Source organism: Pseudonocardia sp. EV170527-09, assembly GCF_008369905.1.
In the GTDB taxonomy this organism is placed as follows: domain Bacteria; phylum Actinomycetota; class Actinomycetes; order Mycobacteriales; family Pseudonocardiaceae; genus Pseudonocardia.
Window position 1 is genome coordinate 1 of the sequence record NZ_VRMC01000238.1, and the last position, 1390, is coordinate 1390.

1 protein-coding gene and 3 pseudogenes are annotated in these 1390 nt (G+C 65.7%); 3 read left to right on the top strand and 1 reads right to left on the bottom strand.

The window, feature by feature from the left end:
• Positions 1–219 precede the first annotated feature (219 nt).
• Positions 220–328 (top strand): annotated as a pseudogene (locus FVA95_RS28735) (IS30 family transposase); the annotation flags it as partial.
• A 146-nt stretch (positions 329–474) separates the two neighbouring features.
• Here the strand turns inward: FVA95_RS28735 and FVA95_RS34190 are convergent.
• Entirely contained in the window at positions 475–786 is a 312-nt protein-coding gene (locus FVA95_RS34190; protein ID WP_149666896.1) for a transposase, read from the bottom strand.
• Between FVA95_RS34190 and FVA95_RS28745 the strand changes: the two are divergent.
• A pseudogene (locus tag FVA95_RS28745) lies at positions 738–902 on the top strand (transposase); the annotation flags it as partial. The gene FVA95_RS34190 and the pseudogene FVA95_RS28745 sit on opposite strands and share 49 nt — an antisense overlap.
• Positions 903–936: 34 nt before the next feature.
• Positions 937–1227, top strand: a pseudogene (locus tag FVA95_RS28750) (integrase core domain-containing protein); the annotation flags it as partial.
• Positions 1228–1390 lie beyond the last annotated feature (163 nt).

Consider the following 1390-nt stretch of genomic DNA (forward strand, 5'->3'; position numbering starts at 1 on the left):
CGCGCCGTCTACGACGGCCACCTCTCGCCGCGCAGCCGACAATCACCTGCGCGAGATGCTCTGGGGCGCCGACGGCAAGTTCAACGCTCTGAGCTGCTGCGTACCGGCCGCACCTACCGTCGCCGCCGCGGGCGTGGACGCACCCGCGACGGCGCCCTCAAGCAGTGCACGACGATGCGGTCGATCCACGACCGGCCTACAGGCGTGCTGTCGCGACGGGAGATCGGGCACTGGGAAGGCGACCTGATCATCGGGTCCACTCGTCCCGCCGCGATCGCGACGTTGGTCGAACGCAAGACCCGCTTCACCATCTTGGTGCCGCTCCCGAATGGCTACTCGGCCACCGCTGTGGCGATCCCACCGGAGCAGGACAACGCCGCTGGTCGATCCGTTGGAAACCAGCCCTCAACGCCTTCGACATGGCCTTCGACGGACGCCTGTCCGCCGGACGCCGATAGCCCTCAACAGCCAGAGTTACACCGGAAACTTGACAGTCCCCTCGGGGGCGACGATGATCAGACTCTTCAGCTCGTTGATCGCCTTGGTCCGACTGACCAGCACTGCGGCCCGGGTGGCCAGGACCATCCGCAGCGCTTCGCGTAGGCCCCTCGCCCGAGGCAGAGTCTGAAATTCACGGGCCAGCGCCGTCCGAGCGGCGCGCACGGCGTCGATGTGATCGTTCTTCGCGCCGCGGGAACGCTTGACTGCACCGACCTCGACTGACAAACATAGGAGCGTCCAACGGGGTTCTGCGGCAATACTTCCCGAAGGGCATCGATCTCTCACGGTGGTCCGCCGAAGACCTCGAAGCGGTCGCTCTCGCGCTCAACAACAGACCCCGCAAGAGCCTCGACTGGAAGACTCCCGCCGAAGTGTTCGCCGAGCAGCTACGCTCAGTCTGACAACCCGGTGTTGCAACGACCGGTTGAACCCAGGCAATTTCGAAGCAGGAAGTTCGTGGCCGCGCTGAACTGTCACGGCATGGTCGGATCGATGGGCCGTGTCGGCGCCGCGGGCGACAACGCGGCCATGGAGAGCTTCTTCTCCCTGCTCCAGAAGAACGTCCTGGACCGCCGCACCTGGGCAACCCGCGAGGAGCTCCGGATCGCGATCGTGACCTGGACTGAACGCACCTACCACCGGCGTCGTCGGCAGACCGGCCTCGACCGACTGACCCCCATCGAATACGAGACCACCATGACCACGCCAGCCACTCAGGCTGCGTGACCAACCTGTCACCCAACCATGCAGCAGACCCGACCGTGGGCCTGTGCAACGAACGGTGGTTCCGGCCCGACACGCCGGACCTCAGCGTCCGGCGGGATGGGCACTGTGAGTGATGACATCAGACCCTATGGGCTCTGCTGAGAACGAGACGGGTTCGGGTCGG